19 protein-coding genes are annotated in these 24,973 nt (G+C 64.1%); 10 read left to right on the forward strand and 9 right to left on the reverse strand.

Annotated elements, in window-relative coordinates; all coding sequences use genetic code 11:
* Positions 1-48: 48 nt before the first annotated feature.
* The 6 genes from pdhA to AC6IY7_RS15420 all read left to right on the forward strand — a co-directional run bounded on the left by pdhA (position 49) and on the right by AC6IY7_RS15420 (position 7,367).
* Complete coding sequence (pdhA, locus tag AC6IY7_RS15395; protein WP_497780291.1) at positions 49-1,086, forward strand: pyruvate dehydrogenase (acetyl-transferring) E1 component subunit alpha; 1,038 nt, start codon at positions 49-51, stop codon at positions 1,084-1,086.
* 229 nt (positions 1,087-1,315) lie between these two features.
* Entirely contained in the window at positions 1,316-2,740 is a 1,425-nt protein-coding gene (locus AC6IY7_RS15400) for a pyruvate dehydrogenase complex E1 component subunit beta (protein ID WP_497780292.1), read from the forward strand.
* Positions 2,741-2,744: 4 nt separating this feature from the next.
* Positions 2,745-3,713: a 2-oxo acid dehydrogenase subunit E2 gene (locus tag AC6IY7_RS15405; protein ID WP_497780293.1), complete on the forward strand. Its 969-nt coding sequence runs from the start codon at positions 2,745-2,747 to the stop codon at positions 3,711-3,713.
* Between the two features lie 173 nt (positions 3,714-3,886).
* Positions 3,887-4,195 carry a hypothetical protein gene (locus tag AC6IY7_RS15410; protein WP_497780294.1) on the forward strand — a complete coding sequence of 103 codons (309 nt, stop codon included), beginning with the start codon at positions 3,887-3,889 and terminating at the stop codon, positions 4,193-4,195.
* Between the two features lie 115 nt (positions 4,196-4,310).
* Positions 4,311-5,027, forward strand: a complete 717-nt coding sequence (locus AC6IY7_RS15415) for a hypothetical protein (protein ID WP_497780295.1) — start codon at positions 4,311-4,313, stop codon at positions 5,025-5,027.
* A 96-nt stretch (positions 5,028-5,123) separates the two neighbouring features.
* Positions 5,124-7,367: a primosomal protein N' gene (locus tag AC6IY7_RS15420; RefSeq protein ID WP_497780296.1), complete on the forward strand. Its 2,244-nt coding sequence runs from the start codon at positions 5,124-5,126 to the stop codon at positions 7,365-7,367.
* A gap of 418 nt (positions 7,368-7,785) precedes the next feature.
* Here the strand turns inward: AC6IY7_RS15420 and AC6IY7_RS15425 are convergent, their stop codons facing one another.
* The 7 genes from AC6IY7_RS15425 to AC6IY7_RS15455 all read right to left on the reverse strand — a co-directional run bounded on the left by AC6IY7_RS15425 (position 7,786) and on the right by AC6IY7_RS15455 (position 13,619).
* The gene (locus AC6IY7_RS15425; protein WP_497780297.1) at positions 7,786-8,022 is read right to left on the reverse strand and encodes a hypothetical protein; all 237 of its coding nucleotides are present in this window, start codon (positions 8,020-8,022) and stop codon (positions 7,786-7,788) included.
* Between the two features lie 54 nt (positions 8,023-8,076).
* Complete coding sequence (locus AC6IY7_RS15430; RefSeq protein ID WP_497780298.1) at positions 8,077-10,050, reverse strand: AAA family ATPase; 1,974 nt, start codon at positions 10,048-10,050, stop codon at positions 8,077-8,079.
* An 8-nt stretch (positions 10,051-10,058) separates the two neighbouring features.
* Positions 10,059-10,364 (reverse strand): hypothetical protein, encoded by a 306-nt coding sequence (locus AC6IY7_RS15435; RefSeq protein ID WP_497780299.1) that lies wholly within the window; start codon positions 10,362-10,364, stop codon positions 10,059-10,061.
* A gap of 97 nt (positions 10,365-10,461) precedes the next feature.
* Positions 10,462-11,079 (reverse strand): HupE/UreJ family protein, encoded by a 618-nt coding sequence (locus AC6IY7_RS15440; protein ID WP_497780300.1) that lies wholly within the window; start codon positions 11,077-11,079, stop codon positions 10,462-10,464.
* Positions 11,080-11,110: 31 nt separating this feature from the next.
* Positions 11,111-11,716, reverse strand: coding sequence for a HupE/UreJ family protein (locus tag AC6IY7_RS15445; RefSeq protein ID WP_497780301.1), 606 nt, complete (start codon positions 11,714-11,716; stop codon positions 11,111-11,113).
* A gap of 14 nt (positions 11,717-11,730) precedes the next feature.
* Positions 11,731-12,711 (reverse strand): HupE/UreJ family protein, encoded by a 981-nt coding sequence (locus AC6IY7_RS15450; RefSeq protein ID WP_497780302.1) that lies wholly within the window; start codon positions 12,709-12,711, stop codon positions 11,731-11,733.
* Complete coding sequence (locus tag AC6IY7_RS15455) at positions 12,708-13,619, reverse strand: peptidyl-prolyl cis-trans isomerase (RefSeq protein WP_497780303.1); 912 nt, start codon at positions 13,617-13,619, stop codon at positions 12,708-12,710. The genes AC6IY7_RS15450 and AC6IY7_RS15455 overlap by 4 nt, the downstream gene beginning before the upstream one ends.
* Before the next feature lie 214 nt (positions 13,620-13,833).
* Between AC6IY7_RS15455 and AC6IY7_RS15460 the strand changes: the two genes are divergently transcribed.
* The 3 genes from AC6IY7_RS15460 to AC6IY7_RS15470 all read left to right on the forward strand — a co-directional run bounded on the left by AC6IY7_RS15460 (position 13,834) and on the right by AC6IY7_RS15470 (position 17,079).
* On the forward strand, positions 13,834-15,813 hold the full coding sequence (locus tag AC6IY7_RS15460; RefSeq protein ID WP_497780304.1) for a hypothetical protein: 1,980 nt from the start codon (positions 13,834-13,836) through the stop codon (positions 15,811-15,813).
* A 90-nt stretch (positions 15,814-15,903) separates the two neighbouring features.
* Positions 15,904-16,410 carry a hypothetical protein gene (locus AC6IY7_RS15465; RefSeq protein ID WP_497780305.1) on the forward strand — a complete coding sequence of 169 codons (507 nt, stop codon included), beginning with the start codon at positions 15,904-15,906 and terminating at the stop codon, positions 16,408-16,410.
* A gap of 45 nt (positions 16,411-16,455) precedes the next feature.
* The gene (locus tag AC6IY7_RS15470) at positions 16,456-17,079 is read left to right on the forward strand and encodes a 2OG-Fe(II) oxygenase family protein (protein WP_497780306.1); all 624 of its coding nucleotides are present in this window, start codon (positions 16,456-16,458) and stop codon (positions 17,077-17,079) included.
* Positions 17,080-17,087: 8 nt separating this feature from the next.
* Here AC6IY7_RS15470 and AC6IY7_RS15475 read toward each other — a convergent pair whose 3' ends face one another.
* A complete protein-coding gene (locus tag AC6IY7_RS15475) occupies positions 17,088-19,703 on the reverse strand; it encodes a spermidine synthase family protein (RefSeq protein WP_497780307.1) in 2,616 nt (871 codons plus the stop codon).
* A 328-nt stretch (positions 19,704-20,031) separates the two neighbouring features.
* Here AC6IY7_RS15475 and AC6IY7_RS15480 point away from each other — a divergent pair, with 328 nt between their 5' ends.
* Positions 20,032-20,673, forward strand: coding sequence for a methyltransferase family protein (locus AC6IY7_RS15480; protein WP_497780308.1), 642 nt, complete (start codon positions 20,032-20,034; stop codon positions 20,671-20,673).
* Positions 20,674-21,132: 459 nt separating this feature from the next.
* On the opposite strand, the gene AC6IY7_RS15485 is transcribed toward AC6IY7_RS15480, so the two are convergent.
* Positions 21,133-24,288: an efflux RND transporter permease subunit gene (locus AC6IY7_RS15485; protein WP_497780309.1), complete on the reverse strand. Its 3,156-nt coding sequence runs from the start codon at positions 24,286-24,288 to the stop codon at positions 21,133-21,135.
* Positions 24,289-24,973 lie beyond the last annotated feature (685 nt).

Genomic DNA, 24,973 nt, shown 5'->3' on the forward strand with positions numbered 1-24,973 from the left:
CCTCACGCGCTCCCAGATAGTGTCAAAAGACGACGAGGATGGGCGGCCATGCCGGCAGCGGACAAGAACGCGAAATTCGCCGATGTCGCCGGCGCCGCCGAGGGGGCGGAGGCCGAAGGCGGGATTCTGGCCTTCTCGCGCGAGCAGGAGTTCGCCGCCTATCGGGCCATGCTGCTCATCAGGCGCTTCGAGGAGAAGGCCGGCCAAATGTACGGCATGGGCCTCGTCGGCGGCTTCTGCCATCTCTACATCGGCCAGGAGGCGGTTGTCGTCGGCGCGCGAATGGCGGCGAAATCCACAGATCAATTCATCACAGGCTATCGCGACCACGGCCATATGCTCGCCTGCGGCATGGAGCCGAGGCGCGTGATGGCCGAGCTCACCGGGCGGAGGGGCGGCTATTCCAAGGGGAAGGGCGGCTCCATGCATATGTTCTCGCGCGAGAAGAATTTTTATGGCGGCCACGGCATCGTCGGCGCGCCGGCCCCGCTCGGCGTCGGCCTCGCTTTCGCCGATCTCTATCGCGGCGACGGCTCGGTCTCGTTGACCTTCTTCGGCGACGGCGCCGCCAATCAGGGGCAGGTCTATGAGAGCTTCAACATGGCGGAGCTCTGGAAGCTGCCCATCGTCTTCATCGTCGAGAATAATCGCTACGCCATGGGCACATCGGTCGCGCGCTCCTCGGCGCAGGCGAATTTTTCCATGCGCGGCACGGCCTTCAACATTCCCGGCCGGCAGATCGACGGCATGGATGTGCGCGCCGTCGCCGCCGCGGTCCGCGAGGCGCTCGACTGGTGCCGCGCCGGCAAGGGGCCGTTTCTGATCGAGGCGCAGACCTATCGCTATCGCGGCCATTCCATGTCCGATCCGGCCAAATATCGCTCCAAGGAAGAAGTGCAGCGGGTGCGCGAGGAGCATGATCCGATCGAGCAGGTGCGCGCGCGCCTGCTGGCCGGCGGCGCGACCGAGGACGAATTGAAGCAGGTCGACGCCGCTGTCCGCCGCATCGTCTCCGAGGCGGCGGATTTCGCGACCAATGATCCTGAGCCCGATCCGAGCGAATTGTGGACGGATGTGGTTCTATGAGGGAAGGGCGGAGCCCTTGGCGCTCTCTCCTTCTCCCGCTTGCGGGAGAAGGCAGCCCTCGCGTCAGCGAGGGTCGGATGAGGGTCCGCGGTTCTTCTGCTCCTTCGAGACTTACGGCCCGAGGCGGTTGCAGGGGCGATAGCCCTCATCCGACCCGGCTTCGCCGGGCCACCTTCTCCCACGAGTGGGAGAAGGGAGCGCGCACCCTTTTCACTCGGCGGATAAATTCATGACCGTGAATGTCCTCATGCCTGCGCTGTCGCCGACGATGGAGCAGGGCAAGCTCGCCAAATGGCTGAAGAACGAAGGCGACAAGGTCAAGCCCGGCGACGTCATCGCCGAGATCGAGACCGATAAGGCGACGATGGAGGTGGAGGCCGTCGACGAGGGCGTGCTCGCGCGCATCCTCGTGCCGGGCGGCGCCGAGAATGTCGCCGTCAACACGCCGATCGCCGTCATCGCCGAAGAGGGCGAGGAGATCGGCCCTGCCGAGGCCGCCGCGCCGGCGCCGGCCGCCGCTCCCGCTCCCGTGCAGGCCCCGGACATTCCGGCGCCCGCTCCCGAAGCCGCAGTCGCGGCGGCCACGGTCCCCGCCGCGCCGGCGGAGCCGAAGGCCGCTCCCGCTGCTCCGTCCTCCGCCGTCGTCGCGCCGGAAATTCCCGCCGATACGACGCTGATCCCCATGACCATGCGCGAGGCGCTGCGCGACGCCATGGCGGAGGAGATGCGGCGCGATCCGAATGTCTTCGTCATCGGCGAGGAGGTCGCCGAATATCAGGGAGCCTATAAGGTCACCCAGGGCCTGCTGCAGGAGTTCGGGCCCCGCCGTGTCGTCGACACGCCGATCACCGAATATGGCTTCGCCGGCCTCGCCGTCGGCGCCGCCTTCGCGGGCCTGCGGCCGATCTGCGAGTTCATGACCTTCAATTTCGCCATGCAGGCGATGGACCACATCGTCAATTCCGCGGGCAAGACGCTCTATATGTCCGGCGGGCAGATCAATTGCCCCATCGTCTTCCGCGGGCCGAACGGCGCGGCCGCCCGCGTCGCCGCGCAGCACAGCCAGGATTACGCGGCGTGGTTCTCGCAAGTGCCGGGGCTGAAGGTCGTCGCGCCTTCCAACGCCTCCGACGCGAAGGGGCTCTTGAAGAGCGCCATTCGCGATCCCAACCCCGTGGTCTTCCTCGAGAATGAGATTCTCTACGGCAAGCAATGGGACACGCCCATCCTCGAGGATTTCCTCATTCCGATCGGCAAGGCGCGCATCGCGCGGGCCGGGACGCATGTGACGCTCGTCTCCTTCTCGATCGGCGTCTCGCATTGTCTCGCGGCGGCCGAGGCGCTGGCGAAAGAGGGGATAGAGGCGGAGGTCGTCGATCTGCGCACGCTGCGGCCGATGGATGTTCCGGCCATTGTCGAATCGGTGCGGAAGACCGGCCGCTGCGTCGCGGTGGAGGAGGGCTGGCCGCAATGCGGCATAGGCGCGGAGATCGCCGCGCGGGTGCAGGAGGAGGCCTTCGACTATCTCGACGCGCCGGTGCTGCGCGTCACCGGCAAGGATGTGCCCATGCCCTACGCCGCCAATCTCGAAAAGCTCGCTCTGCCTTCCGTCGCCGAGGTGATCGCGGCGGCGAAGGCCGTTCTGTATAGGTGACCTCATGGCGCTCTCTGGAGAGGAGCGGCTCGCGCCCGGCGGAGCCGATGGACGCATCTTCGCTTCGCCGCTCGCGCGGCGGCTGGCCAAGGAAGGCGGGCTCGATCTCGCTGCGCTGAAGGGCTCCGGCCCGCATGGCCGCGTCATCGAGCGCGATGTGAAGGCGGCGCTGGGCTCCGGCCCGCGGCCCACGGCGCCCGCGTCGGCCGCGCTGATAGAGGCGCCCGTCGGCATGTCCGACGCGGTGGTGCGCCAGCTCTTTGCGCCCGGCTCCTTCACCGAAATCCCGCATGATTCGATGCGCAAGGCGATCGCTCGGCGCATGACGGAGGCGGTGCGCACCATCCCGCATTTCGCTCTGCAGACCGATTGCGAGATCGACGCGCTGCTGCGGCTGCGCGAGGATTACAACAGCGCCGCGCCGCTCGGCGCCGATGGCAAGCCCGAATGGAAGGTGTCGGTCAACGACATTATCGTCAAGGCGCTGGCGCTGGCGCTTCAACATGTGCCGGACGCCAATGTCACCTTCACGCAGACGGCGATGCTGAAACACAGAGCCTCCGACGTCGGGGTCGCCGTCTCCATTCCCGGCGGGCTGGTGACGCCCATCGTGCGCAACGCCGAGACCAAGAATTTTCGTGAGATCGCCATAGAGCTGAAAGACCTCGCGCGGCGCGCCCGCGAGCGCAAGCTGAAGCCCAATGAATATGAGGGCGGGACGACCGCCGTCTCCAATCTCGGAATGTTCGGCGTGAAGAATTTCGCCGCGGTGATCAATCCGCCGCATGCGACGATCCTCGCCGTCGGCGCCGGAGAAGAGCGCGTCGTCGTGAAGAATGGCGCGCCCGCCGTGGCGACGGTGATGAGCGTCACCCTCTCCGTCGATCATCGCGCCGTCGATGGCGCGCTCGGCGCGATCCTGCTCGCCGAGTTCAAACGGCTGATCGAGCACCCCGCCGCCATGCTCGCGTGAGAGGCGCAGCCGGACGGACGGCGCATCGGCGCCGCGGCGACCTCTCACCTTTCAACACTACTCGCTATTACGTAGCGGACGTCTAACGCCAATCTTTCACGAAAGTCACTGTCTCGCGCGGCGCCCAGGGCGGCCGGCGCGACCTGTCGCATGGTCTTCCGGCCCGGGCGAGGATGCGGCCCACTCTGTGGCGTAGAGCCCAATCGCTGGTTCATCGCGGCGATCTCGCGCCCGACTTCATCGGGACCTCCATATTCGAAATGGGCGAATCGGTGATGTGCGTCACGCAATTCGCCTTCGGCGGCGGGACGCGCCAGACTCTGATCGCGCCGCTGACGCAGCTCGCTTTCGATCGTGGCGGACCGCTCTCCAAGGAGATCGATCTTCTGCGCGCGCGCAACGCCATGCGAGGCCCTGCTGCGGCCCGCCGCGAACCGCTGACGCAGCGCGCCTCCAGTCGCCGACCATCGGAGATTTCTTAACAAGTCGTTCATCGACTTGTGCGCCGACACACAGATCGTCGCCGCCCCGTCCCGCAATATTATGGCGTTCGAAACGAGCCATAGAACGCCAAGAGATTAGCGACGGAGCATTGCGATGACCGACTTTGCCAAGAACCTGTTCGATTTCATCAAGAGTGTGACCCTGGTGACGGCGATCGGCGCGCCGAGCGCCGCCGCCGGGGTTTTCGCCTATGAGCGGCCCGACGCGATCCTCCTGCTGCTCTCCAAGGTGCAGTCGGTCGAGATCGGCGATTTCAAGCTCGCGCTTGGGCAGAAGGCCTTCGAGATCAACGCCGATCTCGGCGTGACGAAGAGCGGCGACGCCAGGGTCGAGCTCATCAAGCGCGCGAGAAACCTAGGGCCGCGAGAGGTCGAGCGACTGATCCATCTCCTGCCGCTCGACACGACCAATTTGAACAAGCTCGGAGCCGAGGCGATCAAATGCGACTATGACAAAGGCGATGCGAGAACGCGCCTCTACGCCGTCATCGACAAATCGCTCGAGGAAAAGAAGCTGATCGCAATCGAGCGCCACGATGAATTCATCGAGCAGACGTCGCACCCCGTCTTCGGACGTCCGCGCGCCTGCTATCAAGCCGTCATCACCGCGGCCGGCGCCGATGTGAAGTCGATGATCGTCTCCGAATTGACGCGCTATTTCACCAGCGAGCTCGATGTGGGCGCCCCGCCGCCGGCCGCCGAGAAGCCCGTGAGCCAGAATCCTGTGAGCGACAAATCGGTGAGCGAGAAGCCCAGGACGAAGCTCGCCGAGGCGCGTCGCGATCGGGGAGAGCGGATCGCCGCTCGCTGAGCGGGGTCCGCCGTCCGACGAAATCTTCGACATTGGCGCGATTTCCGGGCGCTCGACCATTTTCGGTCGGGCGCGAAGCGCGCTAAGACAGCGCCCATGAGCGGCGAGACGGATACGAGAGAAGGCGCGCAGATCGTCGAGATTCTGCTGCCGGTCGCCGTCGACATCGCCTATTCCTATTTCGCGCCGCCGGCGCTGCGTCTTGCGCCCGGCGATTGCGTCGAGGTCCCGCTCTCGACGCGCAAATCCTTCGGCGTCGTGTGGTCGGTCGCGCCGGCGGGCGCCGGGCCCGGCAATCTCAAGAGCGTGATCGCCAAATACGACCGGCCGCCGCTCGATGAGACGCTGCGCGCCTTCGTCGATTGGGTGGCGCGCTGGACGCTAGCGCCGCGCGGCATGGCGCTGCGCCTCGCCACCCGCGCCGTGGAGGAGGCGGCGCCCGAGACGCCGCGCGTCGGCTACCGCCTCAATGGCCCGCCACCCGAGCGCATGACGCCGGCGCGCGCCCGCGTGATCGCCGCGGCGGAAGGCGGGCTCGCGTTTCCCAAGGGCGAGCTCGCCCGCGCCGCAGGCTGCTCCAATGGCGTGGTGGACGCGCTCGTCGACGAGGGCACGCTGGAGGCCGTCGCCCTGCCGCCCGAGCCGATCGCCGCCGCGCTCGATCCCGATTACGCGCCCGCGCCGCTCCATGCCGAGCAGCAAGTGGCCGCGCAGGCGCTGACGAGCGCGGTGGCGCAGGGCGGCTATCGGCCTTTTCTGCTGGAGGGCGTGACCGGCTCCGGCAAGACGGAAGCCTATTTCGAGGCCGTCGCCGAGGCGTTGCGCGCCGGGGGCCAAGCGCTGGTGCTGATGCCGGAGATCGCGCTCACCGCGCAATTCCTCGAGCGCTTTGCCGCGCGCTTCGGGGCCAAGCCCGCCGAATGGCATTCCGGCGTCTCCGAGCGCAAGCGCGCGCGGCTGTGGCGCGGCGTCGCGCTCGGCGAGGTGAAGGTCGTCGCCGGCGCGCGCTCGGCGCTGTTCCTGCCGTTCGAGAATCTGCGGCTCATCGTCGTCGATGAGGAGCATGAGGCCGCTTATAAGCAGGAGGACGGCGTCGCTTATCACGCCCGCGACATGGCGGTGGTGCGCGCGCGGCTCGAGGGCGCGACCATCGTGCTCGCCTCGGCGACGCCCTCCATAGAGACGCGCGTCAATGCGCAGACGGGTCGCTATATGCATCTGCGCCTCACCGCCCGCGCCAACGCCCGCCCCATGCCGCGGATAGAGGCGATCGACATGCGCGCCAATGGGCCGGAGCGCGGACGCTGGCTCGCGCCGCGGCTGGTGGCGGAGGCGCAGCAGACGATCGCGCGCGGCGAGCAGGTGCTGTTCTTCCTCAATCGGCGCGGCTATGCGCCGCTGACTCTGTGCCGCAGCTGCGGTCATCGCTTCCGCTGCGAGAATTGCGACGCCTGGCTCGTCGAGCATCGCTTTCGCCGCGCGCTGGTCTGCCATCATTGCGGCCATGTCGAGCGCCGCCCGCACATCTGCCCGGAATGCGAGGCGGAGGATTCGCTCACCGCCTGCGGGCCGGGCGTCGAGCGTCTGGCGGAGGAAGCGGCGATCCTCTTTCCAGACGCCCGCGTGCTGGTGCTGTCCTCGGATTTTCCGGGCGGGCAGGAGCGGCTGCGCCGCGAGCTCGCCGAGATCGCGGCGGGGACTTTCGATATCGTCATCGGCACGCAATTGGTGGCGAAGGGGCATAATTTCCCCTTTCTCACTCTGGTCGGCGTGGTGGACGCCGATAGCGGCCTCGGCAGCGGCGATCCCCGCGCGGCCGAGCGCACCTTTCAGCTGCTCGCCCAAGTGACAGGCCGCGCCGGCCGCGGCGACCGGCCGGGCCGCGCGCTGATCCAGAGCTGGCAGGCCGATCACCCGGTCATTCGCGCCATTCTCTCCGGCGAGGCCGAGGCTTTTTATGCGCAGGAGACGCGATTGCGCGAGCGGGCCGGCCTGCCGCCCTTCGGCCGGCTGGCGGCGCTGATCGTCTCGGCCAAGGACGCCGGCGCCGCCGAGACCCATGCGCGCGCTCTGGCGCGGGCGGGGCATTCGCTGCCCTCGACGGATCGCTATCGCGTCGCGCCGGCCGGCGGCCTGCCGGAGCGGGACGAGATCGTGGTGCTCGGCCCGGCCGAGGCGCCCATCTCGCTCATTCGCGGGCGCTATCGTTTCCGCCTTTTGATCAAGGCGCCCAAGAGCGCCGATCTGCAGGCCTATCTGCGCGCCATGCTGGCGGCGGCGCCTTTGCCGCGCGGCGGCGTGCGCGTGGCGGTGGATGTCGATCCGCAGAGCTTTTGGTAGGATAGGAAACAATTCACGCCACGCCAAAGCGTCCCGGGCCGCTCACGCGGCGCGGGGGAGGGAAGGGCGGTTCGGGACGCCTCGGCCCCTTACGGCCGGTGCGCGAAAATTTTGATCGGGTCCGAAGCGTCCCGAAACGCGGTTGTCGTTCTCGTCGACATCCCGAGGCTTGGTCGGACCCGCGAATCCTGGGGTTTCTCGATCAAGATGCGATCGAGCCCGACGGCCTGGGATCACGGAGCGGTTCTTGTTTCTCTCTATGGACGAGAGAAGAACGCCGTCCGGCGACGCGCTGCCTGTCCATGGACGGGGGTCGCCATCCCGGATGGAGCCGCCCCCCGCCCGCGCCCCACGACCCGAGGAACGCGCCCTTTGTGGGCGGGAGTGGGAGGAGGTATAGGAATATTTTCAGGATGTGTCAAGACGGGTAGACTGGGTCCCCGGTGCGAACATCAACAATGACGATGCCGCCGTCGATTTCAGTCGCGCCTGCGTCGTACTTATTGCTGGCTACTTCTCGCACCCGATCGAGCCCATAGTCTTGAATCGCTTCGCTCGAAGCTTTGACCGCGATGGCCTCTCCTTTGGAACCATTCGCCCTTATCGAAAGGCCGGTGAGAGTTTCGAACGTTTCGCCCGTAAAAGTTAGAGGCATAATCACCCTCTCCGATTAATGGATTTATCTCCACATCCTGATGATTGGTGCCGCTTACGAAGATTCTAAAACGGCGTTCAGCGCGGTAAAGAGCTTTTCCGCGCGATCTAGCGTTGTTCCGAGCGAGGCGGTGTCTCCTTCCAACCCTTTCAAATTGCCAATCAGCCACGCAGACGGCGTGAAGTGATCAAACGTCGAAATCGTATCGGGCATAACATTAAATGCCGCTTCTGCTTTTTTGACGAGGCGCACTGTATTCTTATCCGCAGCCTCCAAGGATTGCGCGGTTAGCCGATGTGGTGTGGGAAGTTCATAGGCGGCATTGACAATCGAGACGAAGAGTTCCGGCTCGAAAAGGTCTTCGATGTCCGACTCTGCTTTTGACGTGAAATCGGAAATCGTGAATACGTGACCAGCCTTGAGAATTTGGCTGCGGCGCAACTCTTCGATTTTTTTCGCGTCGGCCTTAGTCTGATCTGCAAGCACCACAATATCGAGCTTGTTGCCCCCAAATAAGGAAACAAATGCGCGAACGTTCCCAATGCCCCCCGTGGGACAAATCGTCCAGCGCGTATCAAGCCCAATACGTTCCCGCAATTTCAACGCATGCGAGAGCGCTTGTAGATAGAGAATGTCTGATGCTCCCTCGACCAAAAGCGTGTGCTTGCCAATAAATAGCGATTGCGTGATTTCATACCCGAGCGCCCCTTGTAGCGGAAACAGAGTGTCGGGGTCTGTCGTAAGAATATCCTCCCGAACCTTGGTTCCAATAGGAACGCGACGCCGCCCTTTGACCTCAACCTTATCCTCGACAATGCGGGCTGATGTGAGCTTGTCTGGCGCAACCATAAATGGCGAGTGCGTTGTGTAGATAATCTGATGGTGCGGAGCGAGCTTCTCGTCGAAATAACGTAGCAAATCCCCCTGCGCTTTTCCATGCAAGGTCAACCCCGGCTCGTCCAGTAGAAGAACGACCGGCGTACCTTGTGATTTGACCTTTTCAAATTTCACCAGAAACGAAAAAAACCAAACGAATCCGGCACTCCGTTCAGAGAACGGAGTGTCAACGCGATGAAGCTGATTGTATATTCGCGCGCGGCCAATGGTGCCGGTGTTAAATGGTGGCTTATCGTTAGGCCGTGACGGATCAATCGTGACATTGACCATAAGGTCTGGGTTTTGCGCCCAATACTCAAGTATTTGGTCGGTGATGTTGTTAGACGCCGCTTGTAGTTTTGCGCTGAACGTCTCATATGTTCCGACGCTTAGAATGTCGTCAAGCGGAACACCTGCAAATTCCAAAAACTCCATAAACAGGCGTGCGCCGCTATTATCATCGTTGTTGATCTGTCCGTTCGCCTTCATTGCCTTCAAAGCTTCTAATTGAACGGCTCCATCCATCCGGTCGTAATTCGAAAAATACATGAATGAAGGAAAGGAGCACTTCGCAATTTTAAGGGCGTGGTTTTTGAACGTTCCATAGCCTTTGAGCCGCTCTAAAAGCGCCTGCTGCTCTGCCGTTGGAGATGGAAGAGACGCAATGTTTTCAATGAAAGTGGCTTCGTCTTTAATCGTTTGTAACGTCACAGTTTGTAGCTCGTCAAAGACGCTCTTCGATAGGTCGTTTTCAAGTGCCTTTTCGACGTTGACGTCAAAATCCCATTCTGGCTCTTTTGCGCCAAAGCGCCGCAGAATCTTCACCTCTTGCTGTTCGACGACACCGTCTCCAAATTCCTCGGCAAAGAGTCTCAATTCGTCTTCCGTAAACTCCCAAATCGTCGAGATTGCTACTGCGTCTTCATCTGGGTGGCGCTCATCGTATTTCGTCAATAAACGTCGCGGATAATCGCGCTCTTTGTCGAAAATGGCAGGTGTGCTGGGGTGCGGGTTGAGCGCGGCAAGAGCCAAAAGTATGGCGCTCTTGCCAGCTTCATTTTTGCCAACCAAACTAGTTACTTGTTCCACGGAAAATTTTTCGGAATCCTCTACCGATCTAAAATTCGTGACATGCACATTCTTGAGTTTCATACCCTTACTTACTCCATAGCCAATGTTTGACCAGCATCCGATAACCAATGTGAAATGGCAATCAAAAAGGGCTTTTCATATGGGACGGAGTCCGCGCTAATCGCATAAGGCCCAATATAGAACCGTGCCGGAATGCCCGCTTCCGGCGCGACCTCCCCGTTCGGGACGGTGATGCGCGCATTCGGAATGACCGGCGCGCGCGCCATCAGCGTCGCGAGATCGAGCAGCGCGACGCCCGGCCGCGGCGCGGCGTAGAGCTTCGCCGCGAAGACATGGTCGAGCTCCTTGTTGAAGGCGAACAGGCTGTCGGTCAAGCCGGCGATAACGAGGCCGGCCCGCCATCGGCAGGCGGCCGACGCCGGAGGGATCGCGGGCGCGCCGCTCTCAGCGGATTCCGCGACAAAGGTCCGCTCAGGACGCGAGGGCCAGGCCGCCCATCATGAGCCCGATCGCGGCGATCCAGCTGCCGAGGGCGCGAATGGCGATGCGCCGCCAGTCTTGCGCGACCGTCCCTTCTCCCTGAAAAGCGACGGTCGCCGCGGCAATGAGCGCGATTGCGACATATCCGGCGACCGCGATCCCGAGCGCGAACAGCAAGCGATTGGTCTCCGGCCCCATTCCGCCGGCGTTGGCGGCGCCGCGCATCGCCGCCGCGCCGAAGGCGATGGCGCACAGCAGATTGCGATGGATGCGCAATCCGGCGGCCAGCAGCAGTCCGACCAGCACCAGTGCTCCCGAGGCGGCGAGCGCGCCGGCCCGTGCGGACATCATCTCCGTCCCGACGCCCAATCCGGCCACCAGGCCGAGAGGGAAGATCAAGAGGATCGGTCTGGCGGCCGACGGGCCGAGCGAGCCGGCGAGGAGGGCCAGCGCGAACCAGAGAATGAGGTCCGCGAGATCGGTCAGCGGATGCGCGGCTCCAGCGTAGAAATCGCCGAGCCGCGCGCCGATGATATGAGCATGCGCCGACGTCGCCGAGGCGATGAGCGCGAGCGCGCCGACAATTGTCGATCTCAGCCAATGTCTCATCGCCGATCCGTGTCTCATCGCCGATCCGGTCTCATATCGCGACGCCGAGGCCGGTCGCCAGAAAATAGCCGCCGAGCATCGCAATGGCTGCGCCGAGCCCCTGAATCAGGCGTTCGCCGACGGGCCATCGCGACAAGGCGCCGAGCGCTATGCCGCATCCGTGGAGAAAGCCGGTCGCCATGACGAAGCCGGCGCCATAGGCCAGAGGATCGGAGGCGTCCGGCAGCTCCGCGCCATGCGCGTGGCCGTGAAAGATTGCAAATAATCCCACGAGGGCCGCCGCCACGGCCAAGGGCGCGCGCAAGCGCGTCGCGACGGCCATGCCGAGCAAGAGACCGGACAGAGCGATCATCGCCTCGGGCGCAGGCAAAGGAATGTGCAGCACGCCGAGAACGCCGCCGATCGCCATCACCAGTGGAAAGACGACCGGCAAGAGAAAGATCGCCGGCGCGCCGAGCTGCGCGCCCCAGAGCCCGACGGCGACCATGGCGATCAAATGATCCGGCCCGCTCAGCGGATGAAGGACGCCGCTCACGAGGCCTGCGGCGACGCCGGCCTGCTCATGGGCGAGCGCGGGCGAGACCTGCGCGGCGCTCGCGATCAGGGCGAGCAGGAAGGACCGACGGATGAACGACATGATTGCAGCGCCCTTCAATTCAGATCGAGAACCCGGAGAAGTCGGCCGATGAACCAGAACATCGACACCGAGCCGATCGCATAGGCCGGAACCAGCTCGCCCCATCCGCGGAGAGCGGCGCCGAGGCGTCGATGCGCCCAGAGCAGCGAAAGAGTGAGAAGGACAAAGGCGAGCTGGCCGATCTCGACCCCGATATTGAAGAAACCGAGCGCCGCCGGCAGCAGCCGGCTCTCGATCCCGAGCCCGGCGAGCGCGCTCGCGAAGCCGACGCCATGCACGAGGCCGAAGCCGCCCGCGACGGCCCAGGGATAGCGGACCGTGAGGCCGGCTTCTCCGCTCCGCTTCTTCGCGATCTCGACGCCGAGGAAGACGATGCTGAGCGCGATGCAGGCGTTGAGCGGCCGCTCCGGCACGCCGACCAGTCCGAAGGCCGCGGCGGCGAGCGAAGCGCTATGCCCGATCGTGAATGCGGTGATCGTTCCGATGAGGCGACGGCCGACTCCGACGATCCAGATCAGTCCGAAGACGAACAGCAGATGATCGGCGCCGAGAAGAATATGATCGACGCCATAGTTCAGATAGGTCGCGCCGAGCTCGATCCAGCTCTGCAGCGACGGCGCTCCCGGGCCGAGAATAGAGACGGTCGGATTGGCGGTCGTGATCGTGTAGCTGCGCGCCTCTCCTTCCATGGGGAATATCTTGATCAGCGCCGCCGACATGCGCGATCCGAGATTGCCGATCGTCAGCGCGCCGACGAGGCCCTTTTCGCCGCATTCGAGCTCCGGCATGCGCAAGAAGCAATGCGGCGGCATGCGCAGATCGACGCGCGCGGCGCCGATGGCCGGTTCGATGGTCCAGCGGGCGACATAGGCCCCGTGTCGCACTTCGCGCAATTCGAGAGCGCCGAGCGATGATTCATGCGCATGGACCACGATCGGAGCGAGGAGCGCCGCGAGAGTCGCCCAGATCGCGAGGAATGGCGCCGACAGCCTCACGGCTCGATCCGCACTGTATAGGACGCTTTCAGCCGATTCACGGCTTCCCATGCGCGCGCGCGCGTCTCATCGACGCGCCAGAGCCGCAGAACTTCGTCGCGAATGTTTTCGAAGGCCGCCGGTTCGCCCGGCCGCCGCGAGTCGAGGCGGACGACGTGCCATCCCTCTTTGGATTCGAGCCGCGCCCATGTTCCCTGCGGCAGAGCGAGCAGCGCGTCGCGAAACCTCTCGCCGAATGTGGCGGCGAGGCTGTCGATGGGCCGAGCGAGGATCGCGCGTGTCTTGTCGCGGAGCTCTTCCGAGTCGCGCCCGGCGCCGATGTCGTCGAGCCAGCGCGTCGCCTCGGCCTCGTTCGTCGGAGGGGTCAGATAGAAGCCGACGCGCTCCGGCTCGTCGAAGCGCGCGCGATTTGCCTCGAACCAGGCGCGCAGCCGCTCCTCCGTCGCTTGCGGCAGTTGAATCTGATCGAAGATCAGCAATTGCAGCTTGTAGGCGATGCGGTCGCGAATCATGTCGTCGCCGCGGTCGACTCCGAGCGCTTTGCCTTCCCGATAGAGAATCTCGCTCGCGACCCAGCTGTCGATCATCTTCTGCAATTCGGCGTCCGACGGCGTGCGCGCCTTGTCCTCGTCGAAATTGTCGATGAACGACTGACGGAGCGCCTTGCCGACGGTGATCACGCGCTCGTCCTTCGCAGGGGGACGCAACATGGCGTCCGCTGCGAAGATGAGAGCGCCGATCGCTGCGAATTGGACGAGAGGCTCGCGAAGAAAGCCCGCCGACGCCGAACGGAGCGACCGCGAAGCGACCGCGGATTCATGGCTCGCGGCGTCATTCGAACCATCGCCGTCCGCGGCGACGAGGCGCTGCAGAAAGGAGAATGAAAGGGTCTTCACCTTGAACGCCATGCAATTCTCTTAACACGCGAGAGCCGCGGCTTTATGCATCGATGCGCGCGCTTTGTCACGCGCGCGCAAGCAAAAAAAGCAATGGATACTGCGCGAATAAGCCATTCCCTGTAAAAAAACGGTCATGCTATTGTCTTGGCCTCTGCCTCATATGCCGCCGCCGTGACCTCCGAAGTGCGGGGGGACGTGTGGAATACTGGGGCAGGGGGCTTTCATGCAACGTTCGAAATCAGCAGTTCTATTGACGGCCGCGTCGGTTTCGCTCGCTTTCGGCGGCTCGGCGATCGCCGGCGAGCACGGCGAAGCGGCGTCGAGCCCTTATGTCGCGGGCGACATGCACAACCACAACACCTGCACCGACGGCTCGGTCGCGGCGGGCTATGCGATCGACCGCGCGGTCGGCAAGGGAGCGGCGGCCGCCGGCGGCACGAATTTCGACCTCGACTGGTTCACGCTCGGCAACCATGGCGGCTCCGGCAATCGCGACTGCCGTTTCAGCGACTCGAGCGCCAATCTCCCGGGCGACACCACGACCACCTGGTCGCAGACGCTCGGCCAGACGATTCAGGGCATCACCATCACGAGCCTCAAAGGCACGCCGAACGGGACGGGCTCCAACGCTCAGATGTGGCGCTGGCAGTCGGTCAAGGAAGTCGAATATCCGATCATCGTCAATCGCTCCGCGCAATATGACAAGGTGCTGATCGAAGGCCTCGAATGGGTGGTCCCCGGCCATGAGCACACCGATGTCGCGGTGATCGCCGGACAGCATCCGCGCCACGGCGGCAACGCCGACAAAATGGCGGAGTTCGAATTTCGCTTCGATCGCGGCGACGCCGATGCGATCGGCCCGGTCGACGCCGGCAATAATTTGCTGTGGACCGGAAAGGACAATGTCAACAACAGCGGAACCGCCGGCCACGGCAAGGCGGTGCAGGGCGTGACCTGGCTGCAGGCGAATTATCCGTTGCAGTCCTACGCGATCCCGACGCACTCCGAGCGCGCGGGTCCGTTCAAGACCAGCGGCAACGGCGGCTATAACATCGAGCATTTCCGCGACTTCAACAATGCTGCGCCGACCGTGGCGTTCGGCGTCGAGTCGCCCGGGCACATGGCGCAAGGCGGACTGACCGGCGGCTCCGGCTCTTATAGCTCCAACGCGGTCGGCGGCGGCACTTACGGCATGGTCGGCGTCTACCATGCGAAGGTCGGCGGCCTGTGGGACGGCCTGCTCGGCGAAGGCCGCAACTCCTTCATGTTCATCAGCTCGGATTGGCATCAGCGCGGCGCTTTCGGCGCGCGCGACCGCTACACCACGGCGGATTTCATCCCGGGCGAATATACGAAGCTCTATGTTCCGCGCGGCGAGGGCTTCCACAATCAGTCGATCATCGACGGAATGCGCTCCGGCAACAGCTATTCGGTGAATGGCGACCTCATCGGGCCGAACTTCGTGTTCCGCGCCAAGGGACATGGCGATTGGAAGACGATGGGCGAGACGCTCGTCGCGCGGCCGGGCGAGACCATCACGCTGGAAGTCGAGCTGACCATTCCGGCGAAGAACAACAGCCCTTACAGCTTCAGCAATCCTCTGCTCAAGCAGATCGGCCAGAGTCAGCCGCTCGACAAGCCGTCGCTCGATCACGTCGATCTCATCACCGGCAAGATCACGGGCGTCGTTTCGCCGAGCTCGCCCAATTATGCGGTGGCCAACGCCGCGGGCGTCGCCGGAGCCTCGATCGTCTACAACCCCAACGCGTCGATCGCCAAGCAGATCAATTGGCATGCGATGAAGGCGAAGAAGCAGCACGACGGCTCGACCCGCCTGTCGTTCGAGACCAGCCTCACCATGGGGTCCGAGCCCGGCTATATCCGTGCGCGCGGCACGAATATTCCGGTCGCGACGCCGAATGTGACGGACAGCGCCGGCAATCCGCTGCTCGACTCCAATAATGCGGCGGTGAGCTGCACGGACAGCGCCTGCCCGGCTCATCTCGACTCGGTCGGCGGCGTCAAGAAGGTGACCTACGACGTTCAGGCCTGGTCGAACCTCTGGTTCTATGCGAACCCGATCTTCCTCCGTCCGGTCGGCTCGCCGGAGCTTCTCGTCGAGAAGAATGCGAAGCTCGCCGACCGGCTGGCCGAGCACGAGCACGAGCACGAGCACGAGTGGGGTCATCGTCATTTCCGCTGAGAAATCGGCCGCGTAGCTCCGTCACGAAGCCTATTGCCGGCGGCGATCTTTCGCCGCCGGTTTTCCTATTTTTACCGGACCATTCGCTTCATGCCGCCAAAGCCACGCATCGCCGCGATCGTCGTCCTCTCCATCGCCGTCGTCGCCATGGGTTTCGCTCTACGCCCGAAAACAGAGGGGGGCGGAGTCGCGACAACCACCGAATCGCGCCCGCCAGAGATTCTCGCGGCGGCGCCTGCAACCGCGCCGGAGGATTCCAACTCCCCATCGCCGACGCGAGACGAGCCGACGCGCGAGGAGTGCGTCGCAGCGGTGGACGAGGTCCAGACCCTTGCCGGCGCGCTGCCGGCCGAACATCCGTCGCGCTATATCGCCGAACGGCATTTGCATCAGTCCATGGCCGAAGCCGGGAATGGCGAGTTCGACGACTGCCTCTATTGGGCGGAGCGCGCGATGCTCGAAGTGCGCGAGCTGCGCCATGAGCTGAAGCCGGGCGAGAAGATCGAGGTCTTGCAAGCGGAGGAGACGCCTGCGAAGACGGAGCCCGCCGGCAAGACGACAAATAAGAAAACCGGTCACGGAAAAGCGAGACATTGAGCGGGCGCGGGCGCTCACGAGCGCAAGTCGCGGGGGTGTGACAGCATGGATCAGATCGAGCCGCTCTTTCCTATTCCGCTCATGCGCTGCCCGGGCCTATTGAGCCCGGCGCTGGTCGATGCGGCGCTCGAGGCGATCCGCACGGCGCGCATCGAGAAAAATCTCCGCTCGGACCAGCTCTTTCACACGCAAGTCGCCGATCCGAGCGGCGATGAATTGTTCCGGCTCCTGTGCGAGGCGGCCGCGCCCAAGCTCGTCGATTTCGGCGTGCTTCTCTTCGGCGAGAAGCTCGAATGGACGGTCAAGGAGATGTGGACGAATATGTTGGAGCCGGGCGGAAGTCAGGCGCTGCATTCGCACGCCAATAGTTTCGCGTCGGGCGTGTTCTATCTGACGCCTTCGCATCCGGGCAGCCGCACCGCTTTCGTGCGGCCTCCCGGCGGATTCGAGTTCAACTTCCGCCATCATACGCGGACTGCGGCGATGGGCCCGTTCAACGCCGGAAAATATGTGGTTCCCGAGGCGGAGCCCGGCGATTTGATTCTCTTTCCGAGCTATCTCTACCATGAGGTGCCCAAAAACGCGGGCGGCGTGAGAGTCACTGTGGCTTTCAACGCCATTCCCGACAGTCTCGATTGCTGGGGCTACCGAATCAAATTCTCGCCATAGAGGGTGTTCTATCTCTGGCCGCTCGCCTTGCTCTGGCCTCTCGCCTCGCTTTCGCGCTCCAGCATCTCCCGCGCGAGGCGGCGTCGGGGCGCCGCCGCGTCGATGCGACGCAGCAGATCCATCCCTTCCTCGCGGTCGTCGGCCATCAGCGACCGCGCCATGCCGATCAGAGGCGCATAGGCCGGCTCGAACTCCGGGCTGATCCGCAGCGTCTCGAGCAGGCCCGGCGCCGCCGCGGCGACGAGCGCGCGTCCGCGCGGATCGCCGGGCAGAGCCGCGCCGACCTCGAGAAAATGATCGCGCGCGCGCCAATAGGAGGCGAGGCGCGCGCGGAGTTCGTCGTGTGTCTCCTCGGGCAGAAGCTCGCGCGCATCCGGCGAGATCTCGTGGATGACGGCGAGCAGCGACGTCCAAGGCGGCGCGCTCAGCGCGCGCACATTGCGGCGCGCGTCGAAGATCACGAAAGGCGCATCGTCCGTGTTGCGCGGACCTTCGCCGGCAAGGGCCGCGAGCGCGCGGGCGCCGCCGATATATTGTCCGAGCAGATCGATCGGCGCGACGTAGCCGAGCGGTTGCGCCACCGCCGCCATCGCGGAATCGTCCAGTCGCGCGGACAGCGCCTCGACATCGAGCGCGCCCTGGTCGCGCGCTCCGACGAGCGCCAGCATCGGCGTCCGCACGCTATAATGATTGAGCCAGGCCGAGGCGTTCGGATAGGCTTCGAGAAAGCTGCGAATGATCGCGCGCAGCGACGGCAGGTCGAGCTGATAGAGCGGCAGCCATTGACAGAATAGACCGCCCGGCGCGAGCCTCTCGCGCGTCGCCGCGAAATGCTCCGTGGTGTAGAGAGCGCCGCTTCCGTCCAATGCGGGATGAAACAGATCGGCGACGACGACGTCATATGCGGCGCGATCGGCGACGACATAGCGCCGCGCATCGGCGACGGTGACTTTCGGCGTCGGGACGCGCTGCGTCTCATTCGCGAACCAGGGCAGAAGCTCGACGACCTCGGAGGACAGCTCGACGCCCTGCGCTTCGACGCCCGGCGCCATCGCGCCGCCGACGAGCGTCGCGCCGGTGCCGACGCCGAGGAACAGCGCGCGGCGCGGCGCGGCGTGCAGCAGCAGAGGCAGCATCGCCTGGCGAAAATCGGACCGCGCCGAGCTCGTGCCGCCCATGCGGAAATGGCCGTTGATCTCCAAATAGCGGACGCCCGCGGCGTCGTCGACGACGCTCGCGGTGGCCATCGGCCCATCGCGCGTGGCGAGGACGGCGCCGCCTGTCGGCGCGCGGACGAAGGAGGGCGAGGGAAGGGCGCAGAGAACGACCGCGATGGCCGCGGACGCGGCGAAGGGCGCGAGCGAGGAGCGACGCCGCGGCAGCAGCAGCAGATAGCCGAGCGCAACGGGAATCAGGGCGGGCCACACGCCGAACGTCGGAATGAGGATTCGCGACGCCGCCAGCGGGGCGAGCGCCGCGCCGAGACTATTGACGCCGACCGCCCATCCGATCGAGCCGCGCGCGTCTTGCGCGCGCTGGGCCAAATCGCCGAATAGCGCTCCCATGGCGATCGACGGAGCGATGAAGAGCGCGAGCGCGACCGCGATCTCGCCGATCTCGCCGACGTCCTTCGAGGCTCCCGCTACGCCGACGACGAAAGGCGAGAAGGCCGCGGTCGACAGACAGGCGAGCGTCACAGCCGCCAGGAGCCAGCCGAGGCCAGGCTCGCCGATCCTGCGTCCGAACTTCTGCCAGAGCAGACCGCCCGCGGCCGAGCCGAGGAGATAGGCCGAGAGCAGGCCGGCGAATGTGTAGACCGTATCCTGCAACGCCTGCGCGGCGAGCCGCACGATGAGCGTCTCGAAGGCGACGCCGAAGAACCCCGTGGCGAATAGAGCAGCGGCGAGACCGATCGGCGGCGCGCCCGTCGGCTGCTGGGACGGCGGGGGCGGCGATGAGCGGTCCGTCGCCGTCAGATGCGCCGCCAGCGCGCATAGGGCGCATGAAGCATTGATCGCGGCGAGGAAGAGCAGCGTTCTCGATAGGCCGAGCCACGGCATCAGGAGAAAGGCCGAGGCGAGCGCGCCGATGACGGCGCCGGCGGTGTTGGCGCCATAGACCCCGGCGCAGAAGCGTGAATCGCCCGTGACGGCGCCGGTCATCCGCGCCAATGCGCTCAGCGTTCCGCCCATGGCCGCTGTGGCGGGAAGGAGGAGAAGCGCGGGCAGAACGAAACCGACGCCCCAGAGCAACGCCGGCGACGGTTCGACGCCGAGCATGGCGGGCGCGACGCGCGCGGCGGCGGGAAGCAGCCAGACGCTCACGACGCCCCAGAGCCCGATGGCCGTCTCCAACAGCGCATAGGCCAGGAAGGGCGAACGCGCGGATCGTATGAGCGGGTCGAGAACGAAGGCGCCGAGCGCCAGTCCCGTGAAAAACCCCGTGATCACGCCGAGCACGGCCATGATCTCGGTGCCGAGCGCGAGGCTCAGCATGCGGGTCCAGACGATCTCGTAGCCGAGCCCCGCAAATCCCGACGCCAACACGATGCAAACGATCGCCGTCTGTCGAAGCTTCGCCGCCTCGATCCAGGTTTTGCGCGCCGAAGCGGCATGTCTTCGCATCGTCTCGTTCGCTCTCCGATCTGTGACGTTTACGGTAATTAGACGAAGAGACGGTTCGATGACCAGCTTCCGCCCGGTCGCACGCTTGCTTGTGGGACGCTCGCGGGCTTCGAGGACGCGCCGTCCTGTCGCGCCCCCCATAGGAGCGCCTCGCTCCGCCCAACGCTCGCCGAGCCGATCGCCGAGGCCGCGATGACGTTGGAAGCCGCCGTTCGAAGGCCCTGGGCCGCGTCGACAAGCGCGGGTCGATCGGCTAAGGCGAGACGGCCGAGATCGGATCTTGCGCCCGGCGGCGACATATTTCGAGCGAATTTGGCGGAGAGGTCGAATGACGCGAGCATATTTGAAGGCGAAACTGCTCGATCTCATGTTCACGAGCCCGGTCGTCGCCTGGTTCTGTCTCGGAATATATGGCTCGTTGCAGATGATGACGCCGGCCGAATCGCTTCTCGTGAATTGCGCTCTCGCGGCGAATATCGCGTTCCTCGGCCTTATCATATTTTTGATGCTCGTCCGTCCGCCGTCTCTTCGAACCGGGAAAGGCGTTGCGCCGAAATTGGCCGGCGCCGTCGGCTTTCTGCTGCCGAGCCTCATCGTCGCCGCGCCGGCTGCCGATCTGTCTCCGGCGATGAAGGATTTTTCTGTCGGCATGGTTCTCGTCGGAACGCTCGTCTCGATCGCGGCGACCATCTCGCTCGGCCGTTGCTTCAGCATTTTGCCGCAAGCTCGCGCTCTGGTGACCGAAGGGCCTTATCGGCTCGTGCGACATCCGCTCTATGCCGGAGAAATGCTGGCTCTGATCGGAATCATGTTCCGCTATCAGCAGCCATCGGCGCTGCTTTTGACAGTGCTCTCGATCGCCGTTCAGCTGCCGCGCATGCATTTCGAGGAGCGCGTCTTGGAGGAGGCTTTTCCATCGTATCGCGAATACGCGAGCCGCACCGCGAGGCTCATCCCCGGCGTTTATTAGCAAAACGAGCGTGGGGATCTGCGGGAGCTATCGGGAAAACCTTGCTTCAGCTGTCGACGGCGGCGCAAATTCAGGACCGGTGGGGCAAAAATTTTCGTGGGGCCTGACGTGTGGGCGCGTAAATCATGATCAATCGATCGGCGCCTCCGCGGGCGATGTCATGCAGTTTGCTCGGCGCCTGCGCGCGAACATCTTTCGTTTCATCGTGGCGACGGCCGGAGGCGAAGGATTGCAGCGTCCTCGAGCTTTGGGCGTCGGCGCGGCGCGGACGACCGCAGGGTCCGCTTTCTGAGGAGTTTGCCGACGTTCGCGGCGGCGGAACGGGAGCATATGGACCGCGCGGCCGGGCCGAAGGTTGCGTGACGATGTCCCGTCCCTGACAATCTGGGCGCCAAACAGCGACGAGGGTCGAACGTCTGACATCCCGGTGTGAGCTCGCGCCGCCGCATCGATCCAGGATCAACCTCTCGTCGCTCCGCCTTGCGGCGCCTCGAGGCGAGCAGCGGCGGCGCCTGTGTTCGGCAACCGGGCGCGCAACGGCGGGGGAAAGGAGCGCTCGCGCTTTCTGTGAATCCGACTCATCAGGAGATAGATGACGGGCGTCGTATAGAGCGTCAGAATCTGGCTGAGCGCCAGGCCTCCGACGATCGTCACCCCGAGAGGTCGGCGCATTTCCGCGCCAATTCCAGTCGCCATGGCGAGAGGCAGCGCGCCGAGCATGGCGGCGAAGGTCGTCATGAGAATCGGCCGCAGGCGCTCGCTCGCAGCGAGAAGAACAGCCTCTTCGGAGTTCAGCTTCTTCTCTCTCTCGGCCTGTAGCGCGAAATCAACGAGCATGATGCCGTTTTTCTTGACGACGCCAATCAGCAGCAGAATTCCGATGAAGGCAATGACCGTGAATTCGATGTCGAACGCCTCGAGCGCCAGCAGCGCTCCGAGACTTGCAGACGGCAAGGTGGATATGATCGTGATCGGGTGGATGAAACTCTCGTAGAGAACGCCGAGTATGACATAGACGCACAGCAGCGACAGAAGGATGAGCGTAGCCATGCCGTTGGCGACTTTTCGAAAATCGGCGGCGTCGCCGGAAAAGTCCGCTCTCAGCCCGCTGGGAAGCTGCATTTCGTCGGCGGCGCGCCTCACCGCGGACGTCGCCGCGTCGAGCGTGTGTCCCGGCGCGATATTATAGGAAATCGTGACGGCCGGAACGACGCCTTGATGGTTCACGATCAGAGGCGTCGATCCCCGTTCTATTCGCGCGACCGCCGTGAGCGGCGTCTGCGTCCCGTTCGCGCTCGACACATAGATCTGCGAGAGATCGCCCGGATCACGTTGCCTGGCGGGCGACGCTTCCATGATCACGCGATACTGATTGCGCTGCGTATAGATCAGATTGTCCTGCCTCTGGCCGAAATAGCTGTTGAGCGCCGCATCGATCGCGGAAATCGAAATGCCGAGCCGCGACGCCGCGACGCGATCGATGATTATGTCCCCTTTCAAGGCGCCGGATTGCCTGTCGGTCGTGACGTCGACGATCTCCGGAATGGCGCGCAGTCGCTGGAGAATTTTCGGCGTCCATTCGTTCAATTCATCGACGGCCGAGTCCCAGAGGGTGAATTGATACTGCCCCTTGCTCTGACGTCCGCCGACTCTTATGTCCTGCGCCGGGACCATGAAAACGCTCATTCCAGCGAATTGGGTCAGTTGGCGCCTCAAACGCGCGATCACTTCGAATGTGGTGACCTTGCGCTCGTTCGTCGGCCTCAGACTAATATACATTCGACCCTGATTGGTCGACGAGGTGAGACCAGAGGAACCGCCGATCGAGGAGCCTACGGCCAGGACGTCCGGATCGGACGCCACGATTTCTGCGGCGAGCTTCTGAAGACGCGCCATTTCGACGAACGAGGTGTCGGCGGACACCTCCGTCGTCGCATTAATGAGTCCCGTGTCGTCCTGCGGCAGATTTCCCTTTGGAATGACGCCGTAGAGATAAATTGTCGCGACGATGCAGCCGCCCACAGCCGCCGGTCCGAGCCAATGATGCGCGATCATCGATCGTAGACTCTGGAGATAGGATGCTTCTATCCACGCGAGGAGCCCTTGCCGCCCGCCGTCTCTCGAAGGTCGAGCATGCGTCGCGGCGGGAAACCATGCGCAGATCATCGGCGTGACCGTCAACGAGACGATCGTCGATATCGCGATTGCGAAACTGAGCGTGAACGCGAATTCGGCCAATACGCGGCCCGTGGGGCCCTCCAGGAACTTGAGCGGAATGAACACCGTGACGAGCGAGAGGCTGATGGCGATCACGGTGAAGCCGATCTGCTTCGCTCCCGCGAGAGCCGCCTCCAATCGGTCCATTCCTTTTTCGGAGAAGCTCGCGATATTCTCGATCATGACAATCGCGTCGTCGACGACGAAGCCGACGGAAATAGTTAGCGCCATCAATGATATGTTGTCGAGAGAAAAGCCCGCGAGCCACATGGCCGCGCCGGTCCCGACGAGCGATAGGGGAACGGTCACGCCGGCGGCGACAACGGGCGTCACATGCTTCAGAAAGACGAACACCACGAGCATGACGAGCGCGACGGACATCGCGAGCGTATGCTGGACGTCTTTCACGCTCGCTCGGATCGACACCGTGCGGTCCGATTGAATGGCGACGGCAATACCGGCCGGAATCCATTTCTCGAGCTCCGGCAGCAGCGCTTTGACGCGATCCACGACCTGAACGACATTGGCGTTGGCCTGTTTGGTGACGATGAGCAGCACCGCTGGCTTGCCGTTGAACCAGCCCGCGGTCGTCCGGCTTCTCGTGCCGCGTTCGACAGTCGCGACATCGCTCAGTCTCACGACGGCGCCATTTTCCGTACGCACGACGATATTCCGAAAATCTTCGGGCCTCGACAATTCGTCGTTCGCTCCGATCGTCGTCGACACTCTCTCTCCGTCGAAAGCGCCGAGAGGCGATCTCACATTGGCGGAGAGGATGGCGCTCGCGACTGCGTCGACGCCAAGTCCCATCGTAGCGACGCGCGCCGGATCGATCTGCACGCGAATCGCGGGCTGCTCTGCGCCGGCGACCTTCACTTCGGCGACGCCGGGCACTTGAGAAATCCTCTGTGCAATCACCGTATCGGCAACATCATAGAGAGATGTCGTCGGCAGCGTGTCGGACGTCAGCGCGAGAATGAGAATGGGTGAAGCGGCGGCGTTGGATTTTCGGAACGACGGCATGGCCGACAGATCGGCTGGAAGGTCGGTCGCCGCGGCGTTGAGCGCCGCCTGCACGTCGCGGGCAGCCGAATCGATATTGCGATTCATGTCGAATTGCAGCGTGATCTGGGTCGAACTGGTCGAACTCGACGAAGTGAGTTCGGTGAGGCCGGAGATCGCGGCGAGTCGACGCTCCAAGGGCGCCGCGACGGTAGCCGCCATTGTGGACGGATCGGCGCCCGGGCGAAAGGCGCCGACGCCGATCACGGGCATGTCGACCGCCGGCAGGCTGGCCACCGGAAGAAATGCATAGCCGACAGCGCCGACGAGGAAGAGCGCCGCCGCGAGCAGCGTCGTCGCGACCGGCCGCTGGATGGAAGGAGCCGAGAAATTCATGCGAACGGATTAGAAGGCGAGCGATCGCCGGTCCGGCGCGGCTGTCGCGCCCGAGCCCGGCTTCGCGAAGGAGCCCTTCGGCCTTTCACGGCAAATTCGATCGCCCGTCCGGAAGGATCTCTACCCATGACCGCGCTTTTCGTAGCTATTTTCCGCGCTCGCGCCGAAGACGGCGCCCGGATTCGAGAGGCGTCTCAATTGCAATTAATTTATTAATACGATCGAAATAGTAGTTTTACAAGCGCCGGGGCATTCGGGGCCAAGGCGCAAAATTCCGCTCAAACTCGGCTCACGAGATGCGCATCCGGAGAGGTCATCTCCGGCAGTATTTTGAAAGAGCGGCTCGCCTGTTCGAGCCGCCCGATCAATCAGCGCGAACGGCAAGGCTCTCGGAGCAGGAGCCCGCGCGTTTTCGCGCCCGATCGTGAGAGGAAGCAGAGGTTAGGCGCGCCGCCGCACAAATGCAGTCTACCGGTAGCAGGCCCCGAGGGCGAGGCGCCTCGATGGCGATCGAGACGACGATCGACAGCCGCCGCGATAAGACTCGGAGGTCCATTGCGCCGGATGAAAAAGTTGATAAAATCACTATAATAAACGTGATTGTGGTTCGGCGCGCTTCTGAGAGCGCGCACCGCGATCTGGTGAAACGATCCGATGAGGAGGACGGCATGCTCCCACCGCTTGA

It is taken from the genome of Methylosinus sp. is20ea (genome assembly GCF_059718135.1).

Bases quoted from the DNA above. Each gene is read 5' to 3' on its own strand.
- AC6IY7_RS15440 (WP_497780300.1), bottom strand. From the start codon at position 11,079: ATGAGACATTGGCTGAGATCGACAATTGTCGGCGCGCTCGCGCTCATC.
- AC6IY7_RS15470 (WP_497780306.1), top strand. From the start codon at position 16,456: ATGGATCAGATCGAGCCGCTCTTTCCTATTCCGCTCATGCGCTGCCCG.
- AC6IY7_RS15455 (WP_497780303.1), bottom strand. From the start codon at position 13,619: ATGGCGTTCAAGGTGAAGACCCTTTCATTCTCCTTTCTGCAGCGCCTC.
- AC6IY7_RS15420 (WP_497780296.1), top strand. From the start codon at position 5,124: ATGAGCGGCGAGACGGATACGAGAGAAGGCGCGCAGATCGTCGAGATT.
- AC6IY7_RS15460 (WP_497780304.1), top strand. From the start codon at position 13,834: ATGCAACGTTCGAAATCAGCAGTTCTATTGACGGCCGCGTCGGTTTCG.
- AC6IY7_RS15410 (WP_497780294.1), top strand. From the start codon at position 3,887: ATGCGGCCCACTCTGTGGCGTAGAGCCCAATCGCTGGTTCATCGCGGC.
- AC6IY7_RS15475 (WP_497780307.1), bottom strand. From the start codon at position 19,703: ATGCGAAGACATGCCGCTTCGGCGCGCAAAACCTGGATCGAGGCGGCG.
- AC6IY7_RS15480 (WP_497780308.1), top strand. From the start codon at position 20,032: ATGACGCGAGCATATTTGAAGGCGAAACTGCTCGATCTCATGTTCACG.
- AC6IY7_RS15400 (WP_497780292.1), top strand. From the start codon at position 1,316: ATGACCGTGAATGTCCTCATGCCTGCGCTGTCGCCGACGATGGAGCAG.
- AC6IY7_RS15415 (WP_497780295.1), top strand. From the start codon at position 4,311: ATGACCGACTTTGCCAAGAACCTGTTCGATTTCATCAAGAGTGTGACC.
- AC6IY7_RS15465 (WP_497780305.1), top strand. From the start codon at position 15,904: ATGCCGCCAAAGCCACGCATCGCCGCGATCGTCGTCCTCTCCATCGCC.
- AC6IY7_RS15425 (WP_497780297.1), bottom strand. From the start codon at position 8,022: ATGCCTCTAACTTTTACGGGCGAAACGTTCGAAACTCTCACCGGCCTT.
- AC6IY7_RS15430 (WP_497780298.1), bottom strand. From the start codon at position 10,050: ATGAAACTCAAGAATGTGCATGTCACGAATTTTAGATCGGTAGAGGAT.
- AC6IY7_RS15485 (WP_497780309.1), bottom strand. From the start codon at position 24,288: ATGAATTTCTCGGCTCCTTCCATCCAGCGGCCGGTCGCGACGACGCTG.
- AC6IY7_RS15405 (WP_497780293.1), top strand. From the start codon at position 2,745: ATGGCGCTCTCTGGAGAGGAGCGGCTCGCGCCCGGCGGAGCCGATGGA.
- AC6IY7_RS15445 (WP_497780301.1), bottom strand. From the start codon at position 11,716: ATGTCGTTCATCCGTCGGTCCTTCCTGCTCGCCCTGATCGCGAGCGCC.
- pdhA (WP_497780291.1), top strand. From the start codon at position 49: ATGCCGGCAGCGGACAAGAACGCGAAATTCGCCGATGTCGCCGGCGCC.